At 60.2% G+C, this 15528-nt stretch carries 15 protein-coding genes and 1 tRNA gene; 6 read left to right on the forward strand and 10 right to left on the reverse strand.

Annotated elements, in window-relative coordinates:
* From FX134_RS03770 to FX134_RS03780, 3 genes are all read left to right on the forward strand, one after another.
* Window positions 1-1488: a hypothetical protein gene (locus FX134_RS03770; protein WP_080797799.1), complete on the forward strand. Its 1488-nt coding sequence runs from the start codon at window positions 1-3 to the stop codon at window positions 1486-1488.
* A gap of 135 nt (window positions 1489-1623) precedes the next feature.
* Window positions 1624-1920, forward strand: coding sequence for a hypothetical protein (locus FX134_RS03775; RefSeq protein ID WP_080797802.1), 297 nt, complete (start codon window positions 1624-1626; stop codon window positions 1918-1920).
* Window positions 1913-2287 carry a hypothetical protein gene (locus tag FX134_RS03780; RefSeq protein ID WP_080797804.1) on the forward strand — a complete coding sequence of 125 codons (375 nt, stop codon included), beginning with the start codon at window positions 1913-1915 and terminating at the stop codon, window positions 2285-2287. Before FX134_RS03775 ends, FX134_RS03780 begins: the two co-directional genes overlap by 8 nt.
* Window positions 2288-2842: 555 nt before the next feature.
* Here the strand turns inward: FX134_RS03780 and FX134_RS03785 are convergent.
* From FX134_RS03785 to FX134_RS03795, 4 genes are all read right to left on the reverse strand, one after another.
* Window positions 2843-4093, reverse strand: coding sequence for a relaxase/mobilization nuclease domain-containing protein (locus FX134_RS03785; RefSeq protein ID WP_172623366.1), 1251 nt, complete (start codon window positions 4091-4093; stop codon window positions 2843-2845).
* On the reverse strand, window positions 4090-4494 hold the full coding sequence (locus FX134_RS14535) for a plasmid mobilization protein (protein WP_172623367.1): 405 nt from the start codon (window positions 4492-4494) through the stop codon (window positions 4090-4092). Before FX134_RS14535 ends, FX134_RS03785 begins: the two co-directional genes overlap by 4 nt.
* A 499-nt stretch (window positions 4495-4993) precedes the next feature.
* Window positions 4994-6208, reverse strand: coding sequence for a virulence-associated E family protein (locus tag FX134_RS03790; RefSeq protein WP_080797811.1), 1215 nt, complete (start codon window positions 6206-6208; stop codon window positions 4994-4996).
* Entirely contained in the window at window positions 6195-6479 is a 285-nt protein-coding gene (locus FX134_RS03795) for a helix-turn-helix domain-containing protein (RefSeq protein ID WP_232050831.1), read from the reverse strand. Before FX134_RS03795 ends, FX134_RS03790 begins: the two co-directional genes overlap by 14 nt.
* A 158-nt stretch (window positions 6480-6637) precedes the next feature.
* On the opposite strand from FX134_RS03795, the gene FX134_RS03800 reads away from it, so the two are divergent.
* Window positions 6638-7738: a hypothetical protein gene (locus FX134_RS03800; protein ID WP_080797814.1), complete on the forward strand. Its 1101-nt coding sequence runs from the start codon at window positions 6638-6640 to the stop codon at window positions 7736-7738.
* Window positions 7739-7796: 58 nt separating this feature from the next.
* Window positions 7797-9149, forward strand: coding sequence for a tyrosine-type recombinase/integrase (locus tag FX134_RS03805; RefSeq protein ID WP_172623368.1), 1353 nt, complete (start codon window positions 7797-7799; stop codon window positions 9147-9149).
* 12 nt (window positions 9150-9161) lie between these two features.
* Here FX134_RS03805 and FX134_RS03810 read toward each other — a convergent pair.
* Window positions 9162-9236, reverse strand: a tRNA-Asn gene (locus FX134_RS03810).
* A 137-nt stretch (window positions 9237-9373) separates the two neighbouring features.
* Window positions 9374-10420 (reverse strand): tryptophan--tRNA ligase, encoded by a 1047-nt coding sequence (gene trpS, locus FX134_RS03815; RefSeq protein WP_080797819.1) that lies wholly within the window; start codon window positions 10418-10420, stop codon window positions 9374-9376.
* A gap of 137 nt (window positions 10421-10557) precedes the next feature.
* Here trpS and FX134_RS03820 point away from each other — a divergent pair, with 137 nt between their 5' ends.
* Window positions 10558-11070 (forward strand): DUF6125 family protein, encoded by a 513-nt coding sequence (locus tag FX134_RS03820; protein WP_080797822.1) that lies wholly within the window; start codon window positions 10558-10560, stop codon window positions 11068-11070.
* A 118-nt stretch (window positions 11071-11188) separates the two neighbouring features.
* On the opposite strand, the gene FX134_RS03825 is transcribed toward FX134_RS03820, so the two are convergent.
* From FX134_RS03825 to FX134_RS03840, 4 genes are all read right to left on the reverse strand, one after another.
* Window positions 11189-12601: a radical SAM/SPASM domain-containing protein gene (locus FX134_RS03825; protein WP_080797824.1), complete on the reverse strand. Its 1413-nt coding sequence runs from the start codon at window positions 12599-12601 to the stop codon at window positions 11189-11191.
* 94 nt (window positions 12602-12695) lie between these two features.
* On the reverse strand, window positions 12696-13175 hold the full coding sequence (locus FX134_RS03830; protein WP_080797828.1) for a hypothetical protein: 480 nt from the start codon (window positions 13173-13175) through the stop codon (window positions 12696-12698).
* Window positions 13176-13236: 61 nt separating this feature from the next.
* The gene (locus FX134_RS03835) at window positions 13237-14115 is read right to left on the reverse strand and encodes a tetratricopeptide repeat protein (RefSeq protein WP_080797832.1); all 879 of its coding nucleotides are present in this window, start codon (window positions 14113-14115) and stop codon (window positions 13237-13239) included.
* The gene (locus FX134_RS03840; protein WP_172623369.1) at window positions 14097-15527 is read right to left on the reverse strand and encodes a tetratricopeptide repeat protein; all 1431 of its coding nucleotides are present in this window, start codon (window positions 15525-15527) and stop codon (window positions 14097-14099) included. Before FX134_RS03840 ends, FX134_RS03835 begins: the two co-directional genes overlap by 19 nt.
* Window position 15528 lies beyond the last annotated feature (1 nt).

The following is a 15528-nucleotide window of genomic DNA, read 5'->3' on the forward strand; positions in this document are numbered from 1 at the left end:
ATGGAAACCGAGAAGAACGTTACCGAGGAAACGAACGCCGCCGAGGCGCAGCCGGAAAAGGCTCCCTTTCGCGGGTGGTGCATCGTCGCCAACGGGCTTGTCGATGACGGCAGGGAGCGCGTCATCGTGGACTGGGGCTATTCGGATAAGGAATTCGCCGAGAGCGGCATGAAAGGCTGGAAATCGGCCAAGAACCTCCCGGCTCACGTGGCCGTGAAGGTCATGCCTGCGCCGAAGAAGTGCGTCGTCGCGAAGTGCGAGGAGACCGGCGAGGGAACCGTCGTGCTGGCCGACGAAGCCACGCGGGAAACCCTCGACTGGGATGCCGCACGCGCCGTTGTGAAGTACCCGGACAGCGGCTACTGCATGCTCTACCCGTCGCTTTGGACACTCGGCAGGAAAATCGCCGTGGCCGCATGCGCCCTCGTGCTGGTCGCCGCCGTGGGCGTCGGCATCGCGGTCGCCGCGAACCGGCCCGCTCCCATCGAGGCGGGCGCTCCCGCCGCATCGCAGCCGCAGGTGCAGCAGACGGGCGCGGAGAAGGCCGAGGAGAGCGCCGTCACGGTCACGGTGTTGGCCGAAGGCGCGGACGCGGGTGCCACCAAGGTCAAGGTCGTCGCCACCGGCTCTGACGGCAAGGCCGTCGTGCCCGAGACCGAGGTCGAGGCCAACAAGGCGTCCGAGATCGGCAGGCTCTCCAAGGGAGGCTACGAGCTGCATGTGACCGCCGCGCCGGTGTGCGCCGACGGCTCCAGCTACAAGCTGCCCGAGAAGCCCGTCGCCTTCAAGGTGGACGGCAAGGGCGCGGACGTGAAGCTGGATGTCAAGCTGGAGAAGATCGCCGCCGAGGACATGACCAAGGAGCAGTTGGAGACTGCGGCCAAGATACTCGCCGAGAACGGCAATGCCGAGGCGAGCGAAGCCGTGCAGTCGAAGTCCGAGGCCGCGCCGTCCGTCCCCGGCAGCGACAGCGCCGTCAAGCACGATCCCGTGCCGACGCCCGCCCCGGACAACGGGGGAAGTTCGGGCGGCTCTGGCTCGAACGATTCGGACAGCCCGAACTCCGGCGGCGGGTCGAACAGCGGCTCCACCACGCCGAGCAACCCGACGAACCCGCCTGCGCACGAGCATAGCTGGACGCCCGTGACCAAGACCGTGCATCATGACGCCGTGTACAACACGGTTCACCATGACGCGGTGTACAGCACGATCCACCATGAAGCGGTATATAATAGTGTTTTTGTATGTAGTGGATGTGGCTCTCAATTCAGCGATGCTGGCAGTTTAGCGACACATAATAAACAAGGAATGAAAGATGGAACTGTTTGTGGTACTTCTGGTTCATACGTTGATAAAATTGTGGCTCAAGAAGCATGGGACGAGCCTGTTCTTGTACAAGGAGCTTATGATGAACAGGTTGTAATCAGCGACGCTTGGGACGAAACTGTTACTACAGGATATAAATGTTCATGTGGAGCAACAAAATAGTTCTACGCTGGAAGATAGAGGGGGCGAATTGCCCCCTCTATCTTCCAGTCAGCCAAGGCGAACCCCGGATGCACGCTTTCCTCGGCCCGGATCATGGCCTAGAATGGCGGCGGCAGATCGGATGGGAGGACGGACATGGGAGAAGCGAAGCGGGGCGAGGCAGGGCGCTACCTCCTCACGTCCTTCGACGCTGACGGACGCGAGACCGACAGGCGCGGCCTGTCAGCGCGCGACGACGCCGAAGCGATCCAACAGGCCGAGCGCGTCCGCTGGAAACACGAGGCCGCAGGAGAGAGCCGCCTGCTCGTGCTGGAGCGCGCAGACGGCGGGGAGCGCGCCGTCGTGGCCCGCCTCGGCTCGCGCCGCTTCGAAGGCGTCCGCGAGGGGTCGGGAGAAGGCTCGCGGGCTGAGAGCGGACGGGCCGATGGCTAAGCTGGGCACCGATATCCCGCTGTGGGGCGACTGCTGCTGGGTGCTCGGCCACGACGTGCTGCGGGAGCTGGACGGCCAGGAGCCGGTGGGAGCCTCGACGCGCACGTGGAAGTGGCTTCCTTCGTTGAAGATGGAGAGGCCCAAGACCGTGGAGGCGAGGGTCTACCTCTGGGTCGTGGAGTTCGAGGACGTGACCGACGCGGACGGCGCGAAGTGCGCCGACGGCCCCTACGCGATGACGGTGGAGGTCGGCGACTTCGGCGGCTCCAAGGTGGTGTGGGTCGGCGAACCTGAGCCGTGCGAAGGGCGGTTTTCGTGCTATGATGGCGATTGCGGAGTAGTCCCCGGGCAATTGGAGCCCGGATAGGCGCTCCGCACCTGCGTTCTCAACAGCGATCCCTCCTGCGGGCAAAGGCGCGCCGGATCACCCGTGGCGTTTGCGCGCGCAGGGCGCGCATGGTACAATTGCAGCCAATCGGTGCCCCGCCTAGCCGGGCAGCATCGGTTACTAGTGGAGCCGGTTTACTCTAGCGGGGAGACCGGCTTTTCTGTTGTTCCAACGCCGTCCGTCACTCATCCTTCCTCGCCAGTCCGACGATTCCGATGACCACAAGCAACAACTCGCACAGGGCTATGACTGTCTGTGTGTCCATGAGCACTCCTTTCGGATGCTGCCCAGGACATGACGGAGCACCGCAGGGTATTCTACCATCCAAAGCCCTGCGCGGTGGCCGGATCGCCGCATCCGGCCAGCCGAGATTGGAGCCGTCCCGCGAGGGCGCGAACCGCTTCCGAGGTTCGCGAGGCGGTGGCGCGGGTGAGGAAGCGCCCCACCCCTTCATTGCACGGGCTTCGGGCGCGGCGGGGCAGCCGCGCCCTGCGGGGCGACGCCCCGCACGACCTGGCCGCGTCCTACTCACGCTCAGCGCTCGCCCCTGCCGCCCCTGTTCCCGCGCTGCGGCTCCTCGCGCGAGACGTTAGGCGCTGACTGCCCGGGTGAGCCGACCGTCCCGGAAGGCCTGCCCCTGGACGCCCTCGGAACGTTCGATGCCAGCTTCAGGCGCAGTTCGTCGCCCTTGTAGACGTATGAGAGCGCCTTGCGCTTCACCTCCGCGTCCCGCGCCAGCGCCTCCGGCACCCTCGGCATCTTGATCCTGGGGAAGGCGTCGAAGCGGGTGCCCTCCAGGGAGCGCGCCAACTCGCGGTAGTCGCGGTAGCTCCCCTCCACGACCGAGAGGTAGTCGCGCTTGATCGCGGCGTACTCGTCTATTTGGCGTCGCTTCTCGCGCAGCTCGGCCTCCAGCGCCGCCATGCGCCGATCCCCCGCGTTGCGCGCGAAGGCGGCCTCCAGGGCATTGGACGCGAGCGCGCGGTCGAGCCTGGCGAGGCTGAACGCGTACTCGCGGTTATCGGCGTCGGTCGCGTAGACTCTGCCGCCTTTGACCTCTGTTTCCACGCCGTAGCCAGCCAGCAGGTCGCGGTACTCCTCCATGCTCGCCGCGTGCTGCTTGAGCAGGCGGCACAGCTCCCGGAGGTCGTGCTTGCAGCTCGCGTCCTCCGCGTCGACGCCCCGCCCCGCAGCGCGCTCCACGATGCGCCTCTCCGCGCCCTGCCGGTCGGGCTGGAGCGCGTGGATGGCCGAGTTGGGGACGCCCTCGGCCACCTGATGCAGTCCCCACTCCGCGTCCAGCTCGCGCACGGTCGCGGCGCGGTCTCGCTTGGCCTGGGCGCTGCGCCCCTCGTGGAGGCGCTTGCCGGTGCGCAGGTTCGTGCGGTTGACCGCGATGTGCACCGCGTAGCGGTCGGTGCCGTCGGCCTCGCAATGCTCGCGATGCAGCGCGAGGACGACCTGGTGCTCGTCGTAGCCCCTCCTCGCCATGAACTCGCGGGCGTAGGCCATGCACGCCTCGGGCGTCATGGGGCCTCCGTTCACGTCGGCCTCCTCGGGTAGGAAGGCCAGCACGAAGTGGAGCATGATCGTGTTCTCCGCTCCCTTGCGCGACGGCCTGTCGTGGCCCGCGAGACGGCGCGTCTCGGCCATCTCCTCGAAGGCGCGGCCCTCCTCGATGATGTTCACGGTCTCGCGCGCGAGCGCGTCCTTGTCCTCCAGGTAGGCGCGCAGGTTGCGGGCGTGGCGCGAGGTGCGCACGCCCGCCGTCTTGACGATGGTCACCTTCTCCTCCTGTTCGGCCTCTCGGACGCGGCGAGCGCTTCCTGGAGCAGCGAAGTCGTCCGCGCGAGCCGCGCCAGGGCCTCGTTGGCGGCACCGGCGTCCAGCCCCTCGACGCCGTGCATGTGCGCGAGGCGCAGCAGGGCGTTCAGGTTCGTGCCCTCGCGGCGCGCCTCCCACAGCGCCTCCCGCAGAAGCGCGGCGTCGGCGCGCGCGGCGTCCTCGTCGGCGTAGACTGCCCGGGCGCGGACGTAGCCCGACATCGAGCAGCCCGCCTCGGCGGCGTTGCGCGCAAGGCGCGACTTCTCGGCCTCGGTGAGCCGCACCTGCACGACCGTGCGCGCCTCGGGCGTCCCTGTTTCCTCGGCTTGCGCGGCCGCAAGCCCGTCCCCTCTATAGTCCATAGGTGCCTCCGTTCGTCGTAAGCCGGGGCAATCGGCGGGCGCTTGCGCGCCGGACGCCCCGGACGTTTCCAGCCTCCGACGCAGCCCGCAGCCGGGCAGCGTCGGAGGCCCCTCCCGGAAGCCACGCCGCGCATGCGGCGCGGTAGTCCGGGAGGGCGAGATCGCAGCGTCGTCATGACGCTGCGCAAATCTCGCAGGTGAGGCAGCGCGGTTCTCCGCGTTGCCGAGAGCGCAGCGGCTGGGGTCGGGTCGGGAGCAGCCTCCCGGCACGCACCCCGGCCGCGCAGCGGGGCGAGGAGCGAAGCGACGGCGACCTCTGGGAGCCGTCGAGCGCAGCCCCGAGCCGCGAGCGCAGCGAGCAAGCCAGACCACCTCACCAACGCTTGCCGAAACCCCTCTACTAGCTACCCAAGCAACACCGGTAACACCCACTATGGGAAACCAGACACCGATATGAGCGCTCTTTAGTTTTGCGTGCAAGGTGTTCCGGGTGTTGCTGCTATTTGATCTTCCGAAAGCAACGCTGCTTGCCATAGCCGTCTAGCTTCTTAACACCGCATGGCTCCCATTCGGGAAAGCATGCACGAATGATCTCGGAAACCTGCATCTGCTCACAGCGCTTTTGCTGCTCGCAAGGCATCCCTAGTGCGTGTTCTACCACCTCAATGCAGCATGCCAACTCGCCGACCTGCTTATAGTCGAGGTATTCACCTATCAAGCCGATACGCGGATCCTCGATTACCGAATTCTCCTGCGCACTCCGCACCTCATTCATGACGCTCGACGGAAGCGTCAACTTAGGAGGCAGCTCAAGACCCTCAGCACGGGCATATGTAAAAGCTTCAGCCCAGGCCTGCTCAAACATCTTATTGGAGGTTTCTTCGCCAATGCCATACTCGGCCTCAGCAACGCCGCATTCGACGGGTAAGAAACGGCGGTTGCCAGTTGCGTCAGTCAGAAAGCTAGCTGCATTGGTCGTACCTACGAGAATGCACCGTCGTGGTTTCGACTCCGCGCGATGGGCATAGGGGCTGCGGTAGTCATCGCTCTGGCGTGTGATAAATGCCTTCACGGTTTCAAGCTGAGAATTGCGCATTGCGGCTAACTCGCTGATCTCGACTATCCACTTACCCTGAATAAGCTCGGCCGCTTCCTTTCGACCAATCCCCGTCACGCTATCAGTATAGAACGCGGGATTCAATGCGAGCAATCGGCAAAAACTTGATTTTCCGATGCCCTGAGCGCCCTTCAAAACCACCATGTGGTCGAACTTCACACCTGGAAAGTAAACACGTGCGATACCCGCTTTAAACAACAAGCACTCAACCTGTGAAGTGTATTCATTGTCAGCGGCCCCGAGGAACTGGTGGAACATACTGCCAACTCGTTGGCATCCATCCCATTCAGGCAGGGCTTCTATCATCTGTCTCACCGGGTCAAAACTGTTAAAAGCAGCGGCCATGGAGAGGGCATGGCGGTAATTGCGCTCGACATTGCACCCGAACCTTTCCTGCGCATAGGCGAAGCAAAAGCTATCGTCCAGATCAGTCCATGGCCGTGCATTCATATTGGTATTCGTGTTTTCCCATGGAAGGTGGCCGCAAACATAAACACGCGCATCCATTACGTTGTACCCGAGTGCGAGACCAAGCGCATCGCTGCGCATGGCTTCCGCCAGCTCGGATACCAAAGGCTCGACACTACGATAAGCCACGGGTACCTCCCGCTTTTACATAATCGAGTAAATCAGGTTTAGGTACGTACCAGCGCTTTCCAATGCGGATAGCGGGCAAATCACCCCGCGCGCAGATCGCGCGTATCGTCGCAGGACTCTGGCCGGTGATCTCGGCGATGTGATCGGGGGTCAGCAGGTCGGGGTACTCGTCGAACAGCTCCCTTTGCTGAACCGCGTTCGGCGGTGCCGGGCACAGGTACAGCACCTGCCCCGCCGTTTCGTCCATTAGCCCACCAATTCTATAGTCCATGCGATGGCCTCCTCTACTCAATTAGTTGTAATTTAACTCGCGATATATGCGTTCGCGCTGAACTCTCGCGCGAATCAATGATTGCACCTTGACACTACCTGTTAAAGGCGTATATTATCGGGTATGTCAAATATTTTTCGTAACAGGAGGTGAAACCAATGATGGAAGTCTTTGCTCCGCGCAAAACCCTAGTTTTCGACAATGAAAGCGATGCGATGCGTGAGAGCGATTACTTAGACACGGAGGCTTTCCTAAATGCAGACACGGCTGGGAAGATGCGCAAGTTCTATACATCTTGCGGAGAGCTGTTCGGGCGAAACGGAACTAGCATCGATAGCATTACCCCATCCCATCCCGAGCAGAGCTATATAGACGCCATGCTCGATGCAAGGGAGGTGCTGTCGTTTGCGCTCGTTTGCAAGAACGCTTCAAACCAAATCCGGCAGCATCCAGAGGAAATGGAAGCTTTCGGGTACGAGGCATTTCAGGAATCGCCCTACCGGGTCGCAACGCCCGATTTCATTACGCTATCCGAGGTGGAGCCGAGTGCCCGTATTCTCGAACTCAACCGTAGCAACATCGAGTTCATACGTGCGACGAACAATCCTGAACCCTTTTTAGCCGATCCGAGCGATACGAGACTGCTGGAATACACGGATGACCTCACTGGCTACCTCGTTGCCATCGAGCTGCCGCGCAGCGCTTATGCACTCTATTTCTTCAAAGCAATCCAGGCGTATTGCGATTTCAGGGAGACCCTTGGCAATGCCTCCGACTGGAATGCCGCATTAGAAATCGTGGACGAAGATGGCGGCTGTCTTATGGGCGATGAAGACGATTACGACTATTGCGCGATCACATGCTCTCTGGGTCTCTATGAAATCAGCGCGCGTGGTCTGGCCGATATGCTCGAAGCCGTAGCGGACAAGTTGTTCAATGTTCATCTTTCCGGCATAAGAACGATCAGCGTGCACGGTTGCCAAGAAGCCCGCTGCATCGATTCGCTCCTCACGTCTCTTTGGTGGAGCGCTTTGGATGCGTTGCGCGAAGGTCGTCTTGGCACCTGTTGGGCCTGCGGAAAGCCCTTTATTGCGCGTAATGAACGCGGCAAGCAAAGACGCTATTGCGATGATTCCTGCAAGCAATGGCGCAAGACGCATCCGGGAACGTATTCCCGTGCCGAATACCTGCAAATGACCAAGGACGAACAAAAGGAGGCCGTGAGAAAAGGGCGAAACGCCGAAAGCAACAAGGATTGAAACAGCGAAACAACAAGGTATGCAATGCTCTGACCTGCCAAGAAAGAAGGTGAAAACAATGGCAAAAGGTGATGGAAGCATCTCTCCGTGCAAAGACAAGGAAGGCAACCCTATCCGCAATCGCTGGCGCATAGAGGTGTGCTTTGGCACTAATCCCATTACGGGTAAACGTGAGCGAGTGGTTCGCCGCATAGCGGGCACTAAAGCAGAGGCCCGAGCGCTTAGGGACGAATTGCGCCAACAGCACGAACTGGGCATCAAGGCAGAAAGCACGTCGCTGCTTTTCGGTGCCTTCGCGAATAGCTGGTATGAAACGCGCGTCACGTCGGGCGAGCTGTCGCAGCATACCCTGCAAAATGATCGCGCTCAGGTGAAAACGCTGAACAAGCACCTTGCAAAGATCAAGCTAACAGACATTACGCCTCAGATGGTCAGCGAACTGTACACCAGAGTGCGAAACGAGAAGTCAGAGGCACTTGGATGCCCGGTTTCGAGCACCACCATGTATCGGCTGCACGCAACGTTCAAGCAGATCATGCAGCAGGCGATGGACTACGATCTCATACTGCGAAACCCTGTGGCTCGCGTAAAATCGCCGCGCATCGAAGACCCTAAAAGGAAACCGCTCACCCAAGAAGAAGCAGCCGCCTTGCTCTCGTTCCTCGACGATTGCGAGCATGAAGAATTCCTCCGGTTCAAGAACAAGGAGCAACGCCAAAAGGATTGGGGCGTTAGCGAGGATCGCACATCGCTTCGCGGCGTGAGCAAGCTCTCGTACCTCCAAGCGGTTCGCATCGGGCTGGCTACAGGCATGAGGCGCGGCGAGATCATGGGGCTAACGTGGGGTGATTTGGACTTTGAGAAGCGCCTTCTGCACGTGGGCCGGTCGCTCACTATGTATGGCGATGTGAAAGACCCTAAGACGCGTGCCGGTATCCGCGACATAGCGCTGGACTATACGACGGTATCCCATCTGGAACGCTATGCGAGCGTACAGGTCGATGTGCTGCATGCGCTGAGAATGCTCCCGCTTGATGTAGGCAAGCCCCACGAAGATGCGCCGCTTCTCTGCTCGAACGTCGGAGGTTGGTGCGATGTGCGCAACTTCGAGCAGTGGTGGAAATCATGGCGCGAGCTTGCAGGCTTCCCCGACCTGAAGTTCCACGAGCTTCGGCACACGCAGGCTACGCAATTGCTCGCCAACGGCGTTGACGTAAAGACGGTGCAAACCCGCATGGGACACGCGAATGCAGCCCTTACGCTCAACTGGTACGCGCATCCAAACCCCGAAAACGACCGCAAAGCGGCAGACCTTTTGGAGACGCTGTTCAGCCCGTTGCCACCACATTGCCACCACGAAGGCGAAAACGGCGTGAATACAAAAAAACAGCGACCAAAAACAGGCCGCTGATCTGGAGTTTCATGGCTCCCCGGGTAGGATTCGAACCTACAACCCTCCGGTTAACAGCCGGATGCTCTGCCGTTGAGCTACCGAGGAATGCTCAGCGCTTGAGTGCGCAAGTGAGAATTATACCGGATCGCCGACGTTGTGCAAGACCGAATTTCAGAAATTCGCCCACGTGCACAACGAACGGCGCGCCAGTTGCCGGAGCCGGGGCCGGGGCGCCGCCCGCCCTAGTACACCATGCGCATCGCCTCGCGCACCTCGTCGAGCGTGGCGTCCGCGATCTCGTTGGCGCGGCGGTTGCCCTCGTGCAGCACGTCCAGGATATAGTCGCGGTCCTCGAGCAGCGCGACGCGGCGCTCGCGGATGGGCGCGAGGTAGGCGTTCACGCTCTCGGTGACGTACTTCTTGAGCGTGCCCGAGCCGCCGTCGCCGATCTCGGCCGCGATGTCGGCCTCGGCGCGCCCGGTGCAGAGCGCCGCCGTGGTGAGCAGGGCCGACACGCCGGGGCGTCCCTCGGGGTCGAACGTGATGTTCCGGTCGGAGTCGGTCTGGGACTTCTTGATGAGCTTGGCCGTCTCCTCGGCGGTGAGCGACAGGCTGATGGCGTTGCCGTAGCTCTTCGACATCTTGCGCCCGTCGAGGCCCGGGATGGCCGGCGCGTCGTTCAGCAGGCCGTCGGGCTCGGGGAACACGGGGGCGTAGCGCTCGTTGAAGCGGCGCGCGATCTGGCGCGTCTGCTCGATGTGGGGCATCTGGTCCTTGCCCACCGGCACGATGTTGCCCTTGCAGAACAGGATATCGCACGCCTGATGCACGGGATAGGTGAGCAGAAGGCCCGTGAGCGCGTGGCCCGAGGCGTCCTGCTCGGCCTTCACCGTAGGGTTGCGCAGAAGCTCGGACTCGGTCACGAGCGAGAGGAACGGCAGCATGAGCTGGTTCAGCGCCGGCACGGCCGAGTGCGTGAAGATGATGGTCCGCTCCGGGTCGATGCCGCAGGCCAGATAGTCCACCACCATGTTGAACACGTTGTCCTGGATGTGCTCGGTGGTGTCGCGGTCGGTGATCACCTGGTAATCGGCGATGATGATGCGGGTGGTGATGCCCGCGTCCTGCAGCGCCACGCGCTCGCGGATGGTGCCGAAGTAATGCCCCAGGTGCAGCCGCCCGGTGGGGCGGTCGCCGGTGAGCATGGTGTACTTCTGGGGGTTCACGGCCAGATCGGCGCGGATCTCGTCGCTGCGCTTGCGGCTGGCCTCGTAGCTGTCGATGCTCATGGTGTGCGTTCTCCGTCGTTCATAAAGGGATGGAATCAATCGGCAACGCAACAGTATAACGGTTTTGGAGGCGTCGCGGGGCGATTCGGGCGCGCTATAATCGAAGGCAAACGCGAAACCGAAGCCGAGGAGACCCCATGAACGACGCCGTACGAAACCTGTCCAAAGACGAGCTCGTCGAGCTTGCGGAGATCTACGCGAAGAACCTCGTCGCGCTCGACGGCACCTGGTTCCAGTCCGTCGAGGCCGCGCGCGGCATGGACGAGGCCATGCGCCGCGACGAGGAGGCATGGCGGCGCTTCAGCCTGTCGGAGGCGCGCCGCATCAAGAAGTTCCTCGACCTGGACGAACGCCCGGGGCTCGAAGGGCTTGCGCGGGCGCTCCCTTTACGCTGCCAGTCGGCGGCCAACGTCGACGAGGTCCGGCTCGAGGACGGCGCGCTCGTCTACCGCATCGTCGACTGCCGCGTGCAGAACGCGCGCGAGCGCAAGGGCATGGGCTTCCACCCGTGCAAAAGCGTGGGGATCGAGGAGTACGGCGCATTCGCGCGCGGCATCGACGAGCGCATCGTCTGCGAGTGCCTGAGCTGCTTCCCCGACGTGGAGGACGACACCTGCAACTGCGCCTGGCGGTTCACGATGGAGGGGTGAGGGGCAACTGGACGGAAAAGACGCCGAAGAGAGGGCTCCCTTCGGCGTCTTCAATCAGCCTCTACCGCGCAGGCACTTGGGGCACATGGTATGCGGCTCGCACGCTACAGCCCGAACATTAAGCTCCTTGACTGCCTTTTTCTGCGGCACTTTGTTTACTACCTTCATCGCTTCCCTCCTTTCCATATTTCGTCATGGTTGCACCCATCGACACATTCTCGCCGGTTATATATCGGTAGTATGCCATGACGAGATCCGACGCAATGGTCTTTGAAGGCGGGCAGGCGCATGCGCTTCCATAAAGAAGGCGATTTGCGTTGCAGCCTCCCTGGCATACCGGCAACATGAAGCACTCCGCGCATGCCTCGTCATGCAATTCCTCCGTCGTGTAATACAGGTACCTTTCGTTGCGCTCTATTCCGGAAAAGACATTCCCACAGGAATACTCCCTTTTCCCCAAATGTTTTTGACACTTGTAGAGAAGGCCTTGATCATCTATCGCATATCGCCATTTGTTCACCATGAAGCATGGCGCGGGGAATGGCGAGAGCATGAGCTCCCCAAGCACGGCATTGTAATCCTCCGATACGTTCACCCCGGTACGGAAATTCAATTCGTCATTCTCAAAGCCATGATCGAGCGACATATGCAGCACGTCGAGAAACAGACATCCCTCGTCGTCGTCAAACTCCGAATACCCTTTGATTTCAGGCAGGTCCAACGGCGCTCCATAAAGATACAGATTTGGCTGATCGCCAAAGCGCCTGTTGATATAGTCGAACGTTTTTTGTATCGCATCGCGATCAGTGCTTCTATAGTTGAGACGTATATGCACGCTCAGATCTCCCATGTCGAAGAGCCCTTTTATGTTCTCCATGACCCTGTCGAAAGGGTCCTCTTCTATCCCGACATAGGACTTTATTCGATTGTATTCTTCCCCTATGCCATCGAGGGTCACTTGAACTCGATAAGTTCCCCACGAAGGAAGGCGCTTGCGCATGGAATCGTCCAGAAGGATTCCATTGGTGGTCAAAGTCGACTCGACGACCACGCCTGAGCGTGTGATCCTTTGGGTGATTCGATCGATCGTGTCAGCCGCCATAAGCGGCTCACCGCCGAACCATGCGATAAAAAGCTCTTTGCCCGGGCAATGCGCGACAAGAAAATCGGCAACCGCATCTGCGGTGGCGTCATCCATGGATCCCCATCGGGCACCATGCTCGAAGCAATAGAAGCAGCGGGCATTGCAGGCCATCGTCGGCGCGATGGTCACTCCCGTTATCCCCGTGCCTCCATTCACCACTTTCGATCTCGAGTCCCGGAGAATATCGTTTTGCGGCTCCGTCTCATCGTATAGCAGGCCCATTTCAAGCAGCTCGGCACACGTTGCAGCATCGGAGAAATCGCATTCGTCGAAAATACGACGCGCCTCTTCGTTGTCCATCACTATGATCGAGGTGGATAAGGTGCTGTATACGATTGACTCTGATTGAGAAAGCGGCACTTGCAAGCGATAGGGGGAGACTTTCATAGCAGGATCCTAGTCCTTCCCAGACGGTCGGAAGCCGACGATTCGGGCGGCCGAGTTTAGAGGCTCGTACGTCGGCCACCCTCCTGCAAAACCTCTATTCATTCAAGGCAGTGCCGATGAGTCCCAGGACGATCTCGTAGTACATCTGCTCCTCTTGCAGTTTTTGCTTGCTCTTTCCCATGTTCATAAGACCGCTGACAGCCGCGTTGCCCAGCTTAACCGAAAGGGGCTGCCCGCGACGCGCCTCCTTATTCGCCTCCGAGCGGACGAACTTATTCATCTGCTTGGATTTGCCGGCCGCATACACGGCAGCCGAGCCAAACGTTCCTTGCTTGGAAAGCACGATCGCCATGTTGAAGTAGTCATTTCGATGCTCGGGATGATAGGCGACCAGAACAGGGACCGCATCGCTGAACATACCGCCCGCTTTGGCCTCATCCTTATAAAAGGCGATGGGAATCTGATTTTGACTAGCCAAATCGGAAATAGCGGATTTGATATTGTCGAGATTTACATTCTCGGCACCGCCAAAGGTGACGGTTCCCATCGACTCGAGGTCTTTCAACTTCAACATGATATTCCTTTCAACGAAACCGACTGTGATATCGCTAACCGCATTTGCGGGTTTAGCCTTGCTAGAGGGTCCACTGACCTCGCATGGTCCTCCTGAACCTGCCAAGCGCATCCTGAGCGTCCGGATCGCCGTTCTGGGCGGCAAGCTCGACGTAATGGTGCGCCAGGTCGTAATCCTGTTGAACGCCCTTGCCATTCGCGTAGCAGGCTCCCAGAACATAGTGGGCCCGAACGCTGCCCAACTCGACCCCCTTGCTCAAAAGCGCGAATGCCTCGGATAAATCGGTCGGCGCAGGGAAGATGCCGTACTCGTCGAACGGATCAGCGAGGCATACCGCCATCTCACACATCGCGTCGCCGTTGTCGGACCACTCTCGCAACACCTCTCGGTAATGCTGGATCGCCAAAGCGAGATTCAGCGGAGCGCCTTCCCCCGCCTGGTACGCGATTGCGCATATGTGGTTCGAGGTGCAATTGCCCATCTTAGCCCCGCGAGTCGCCCACTCGACCCCCTTGGCCTGATCGATTGGGACGCCAACGCCCCAAAAATAATCTGCGGCGCATAATCCGATCGAGGTAGGCAAACCCGCCTCTGCCGCCCTCTCGATAAAGGCATGCCCCCTCTCCTCATCTTGCTCCACGCCAAAATTTCCGTTCAAATACATCTTGCCAAGTGTTTCGTCCGCGTGGGCGTTCCCCGCTTTTGCCGCCTCATCGAGAAGATCAAGCCCCATCTCGGTGTCGGCTATGACGCCGATGCCCTCCAGGTACAACTCTCCGAGGATCGCAACCGCATCCATGCTTCCATCTTTGCGAGCTTGCTCGAGCATCTCGATCGCCGCATATGGCCCTTTGGCATCCATGAGCCCGACGACCTCATCGGCAAGCTTTTCGTAGGCATCCATTCCCATTGCACTTTCTCCTAACTGATTCGCTTCCATCCGAACAGGCCTTTTTTGAATCGCTTGAGCGACTCCTTGGCATCCTCGCAACCCTTCTCCGCAGCCTTCAAATAAAACTCGACGGCTTGATTTGCAGCCGCAGGATAGCCGATTCCCTTTTCAAACATCCGCCCCGTGAGATAATCGACCTCTCCGGTTTTGTACTCGACGATCTCCTCAATGCGAGCCTTTTCAAGCGCGCGACGGGCTCTCTCGGGGTTGAACGTTGGCAAGCTTTCATCCATAGACAGTTTTGCCAATTTCACATAGGCCCAATAGATGTCCTCTTGGCTTGCCGCGAAAAGGCACTCGGCTGCTCGCTCGTACAAAGCGATATCGCCGACTTCGACCGCAACCTCGCCGGCATGGAGAGCCGTCCATGCGTCGCCGTTGGCGCGGTATGCCCGGTCGTACCATTCGAACGACCTCTTCAGCCATTCGGGGTCGTGCGGCCAAGACTCCCTCGCCTTCTCTTTGTAAAGATCGCCCAAGCTGCTCATAGCCTGAGAGCAGCCCAGATCGGCGCCTTTCAATAGATTGCATTCGGCCGATTCAAGATTCACCTCGAAACCCGACCATCCCTTCCAACAATTTAACCCGAGCAAATACCCCGCGAACCCGTTGCCAAGCGCGAGGGACCTACCGTAATAGAACGCCGCTTTCGCCGGATCGCTATCGAGCCTCGTCTTTCCCTCGTACGCGCGCCCCAACGCTTCGTACAGCTCCGCATCCTGATCCTCTTCGGCTCTCGCCTCCGCCTCGCTAAGCAAATCTCGATACTGCTCGTTTCCGGCGATGTTGAGCCCATTGCTCGACACAAGATAGCCGAGGGCTCGAGAGTCCCTCTTAGCCCTCATCAGGAGATCGTAAGCCCGTTTCGCGTCTTTCGACATCCCGTAATCGCCAAAAGCGTAAAGCAGGGCCATGCGATACGTGCCGTAATCGTCGCCCTTGCTGGATGCACGTTGGAACCATTTGAACCCTTCTTCGACATCGGCCGGATCTTGCGTGGACCCGGCCTTCGAGAGATACATTGCCCCCATGTCGTTTGCCGCTTGTACGTTTCCGAGTTTCCAAGCCCGCTTGAAAGACTCAATCGCTTTGTCGAAATCGCACGAAGCACCCCAACCCATTCGGTACATGCGTCCGATTTGGTATGCGCAAGAGGCATTGTCAGTGGCGTCCAACACTCGCTGGTACATCCCAAGCGCCCGAGTCTCGTCTTCTGGCCTCCCTTTGCCAAGGAAATAGCAATCGGCCAAATTAGCAAGCGCATCCATGCTGCCGAGCGCCGCGGCCCTCTCCCAGCAGTCCGCAGCGATATCGGGCGAATAGCTTGGGGAGTCTTCATCGCAAAGCGCCTCGGCCCGGACCATCAACTCCGAAATCGACATTTCATCGAACGCCTCCACG

The organism is Arabiibacter massiliensis, from assembly GCF_902386925.1.
Lineage (GTDB): Bacteria > Actinomycetota > Coriobacteriia > Coriobacteriales > Eggerthellaceae > Arabiibacter > Arabiibacter massiliensis.

What these genes read in the sequence shown, in the direction of transcription:
- FX134_RS03770 (WP_080797799.1), top strand. Translation starts at nt 1, where the DNA reads ATGGAAACCGAGAAGAACGTTACCGAGGAAACGAACGCCGCCGAGGCG.
- FX134_RS03775 (WP_080797802.1), top strand. Translation starts at nt 1,624, where the DNA reads ATGGGAGAAGCGAAGCGGGGCGAGGCAGGGCGCTACCTCCTCACGTCC.
- FX134_RS03780 (WP_080797804.1), top strand. Translation starts at nt 1,913, where the DNA reads ATGGCTAAGCTGGGCACCGATATCCCGCTGTGGGGCGACTGCTGCTGG.
- FX134_RS14535 (WP_172623367.1), bottom strand. Translation starts at nt 4,494, where the DNA reads ATGGACTATAGAGGGGACGGGCTTGCGGCCGCGCAAGCCGAGGAAACA.
- FX134_RS03795 (WP_232050831.1), bottom strand. Translation starts at nt 6,479, where the DNA reads ATGGACTATAGAATTGGTGGGCTAATGGACGAAACGGCGGGGCAGGTG.
- FX134_RS03800 (WP_080797814.1), top strand. Translation starts at nt 6,638, where the DNA reads ATGATGGAAGTCTTTGCTCCGCGCAAAACCCTAGTTTTCGACAATGAA.
- FX134_RS03805 (WP_172623368.1), top strand. Translation starts at nt 7,797, where the DNA reads ATGGCAAAAGGTGATGGAAGCATCTCTCCGTGCAAAGACAAGGAAGGC.
- trpS (WP_080797819.1), bottom strand. Translation starts at nt 10,420, where the DNA reads ATGAGCATCGACAGCTACGAGGCCAGCCGCAAGCGCAGCGACGAGATC.
- FX134_RS03820 (WP_080797822.1), top strand. Translation starts at nt 10,558, where the DNA reads ATGAACGACGCCGTACGAAACCTGTCCAAAGACGAGCTCGTCGAGCTT.
- FX134_RS03825 (WP_080797824.1), bottom strand. Translation starts at nt 12,601, where the DNA reads ATGAAAGTCTCCCCCTATCGCTTGCAAGTGCCGCTTTCTCAATCAGAG.
- FX134_RS03830 (WP_080797828.1), bottom strand. Translation starts at nt 13,175, where the DNA reads ATGTTGAAGTTGAAAGACCTCGAGTCGATGGGAACCGTCACCTTTGGC.
- FX134_RS03835 (WP_080797832.1), bottom strand. Translation starts at nt 14,115, where the DNA reads ATGGAAGCGAATCAGTTAGGAGAAAGTGCAATGGGAATGGATGCCTAC.